Below are 1,734 nucleotides of genomic sequence, written 5' to 3' on the forward strand. Positions count from 1 at the left end.
CGACCAAATTTAAGGCTTAGAGTAGCCCATGGAAAAGGCAATAAAGAACGATACACCCTACTTTCAGAGAAGTTATTGAGTCTATTAGAAGAATATTGGCGAGCGTACCGCCCCAAAGTTTACCTCTTTGAGGGGAAACTGGTAGGTAAGCCCATGAAGACTCGAACGATTCAGTTTCATGTTGCCATTGGCCGGGCGTGCTTGTTGAGCCCCGAGCGTCACTTGTCTTGCCATACCTTGCGTCATAGTTTTGCTACCCACCTGCTGGATGCCGGCACCGATGTCCATACCATTCAGCAGTTGTTGGGTCATTCCCATATCAGTACGACCATGGTGTATTTACACCTGCAAGAGAGTAAACGTCGCAATATCATCAACCCTGTAGATAGTTTCCTCTGATGAGTAAGCAGCAAAGTTTACAGGGGATTTTTAGCAAAGCACAAAACTTAGGTTTTAATCCTTACTCCAAGAGCGTTTTTGGTCAACTCAGCACTTGTCGCACCCTTGCCAATGGCTATCATCCGAGCCAATGCAGCGATTGTGGACATCAGCAGATGCAGTTTCATGGCTGTGGCAATCGGCATTGTCTGTTTTGCGGCCACTTCGGTCGAGAGCAATGGGTCGCCCAACGTCAGCAAGTGTTACTGCCAACGACTTACTATCATGTGGTCTTTACGCTGCCTCATGAGTTGAATGGCTTGGTGATGGGCAATCGTTCTTTACTGTATAATTTGTTACTGGAAGCTTCCTCTCAGACGCTCTTACAGTTTGGCAAAGACCCTAAATATTTGGGTGCTGAAATTGGTATAACGTCGGTTTTACATACTTGGGGCCAAAATTTATCCTTTCATCCGCATGTGCATTGCATTGTTAGTGGGGGTGGTTTCGATGGCAATCAATGGCAAAATAGTAAGCGAGTTAGCGGGAAGTTTCTTTTTCCAGTGGGAGCTTTGAAGATAGTCTTCAAGGCAATCTTGATCAAAGGTTTGCGGAAGCTAAGGCACATAATCCGACTCAATAATCTTGATTTTGAGGACTTATTGAGTCAAATTGGTCGAAAAGAATGGAATGTGTATGCCAAACGCCCCTTCGGCGGTGCAATGGGAGTCTTAGATTATTTGGGTAGATACACCCACCGAATCGCCATCAGTAGTAGTCGCATTACCGATGTAGGACAATCAACGGTAAGTTTTAATTACAAAGACTACGCCGATGGTAGTAAAGTCAAACAAATGACGCTGAGTCACGAGGAGTTCTTACGCCGTTTTGAGCAACATATCCTTCCGAGGTATTTTGTAAAAATTCGTCACTATGGCTACTTACGAAACCGAGGTAAGCAAGAGCGGATAAAACAGATACTTGCGAGCATGGCATTATCGGAGCGGAAACCTATACCCAAGCTAACCGTTGAGCAGTTCATGCAGGAAAAATACGGGACAGAGATTGGAAAGTGTCCATGTTGTGGCGAAGGCAGATTGGTCTCCATAGCAGTGATTTATGGTCCTCGTTGCGAACCCATACAAACAGTATCAGAAGTCAGAAACAAGGCTTCACCCGTGTAAAGATTGATTGAAAAGAGGTGGCATCAATCAAAAGACATTTGGCAAAAATTAATCCCAAGGTCTGGGTAGGGGTATTTATTGCTCAATTGCATCAAAACACCAAAGAAAGCCATGTTTTAAGCAAAAAATAGTTGAAAGCGGAGAATAAACACATCTACTTTTTGCCCTAATA

General features: G+C 44.2%; 2 protein-coding genes. Both read left to right on the plus strand.

All coding sequences use genetic code 11. The annotated features are described in order from the left end of the window. On the plus strand, window positions 1–399 hold a 399-nt coding region (locus ABR854_RS25655; protein WP_350268719.1), incomplete at its 5' end, for a tyrosine-type recombinase/integrase. Then, entirely contained in the window at window positions 399–1,562 is a 1,164-nt protein-coding gene (locus tag ABR854_RS25660) for an IS91 family transposase (RefSeq protein ID WP_350268720.1), read from the plus strand. The genes ABR854_RS25655 and ABR854_RS25660, both read left to right, overlap by 1 nt. The last annotated feature ends 172 nt before the right edge of the window (window positions 1,563–1,734 follow it).

The sequence above is a fragment of the Emticicia sp. W12TSBA100-4 genome, assembly GCF_040253585.1.
In the GTDB taxonomy this organism is placed as follows: Bacteria; Bacteroidota; Bacteroidia; order Cytophagales; family Spirosomataceae; genus Emticicia.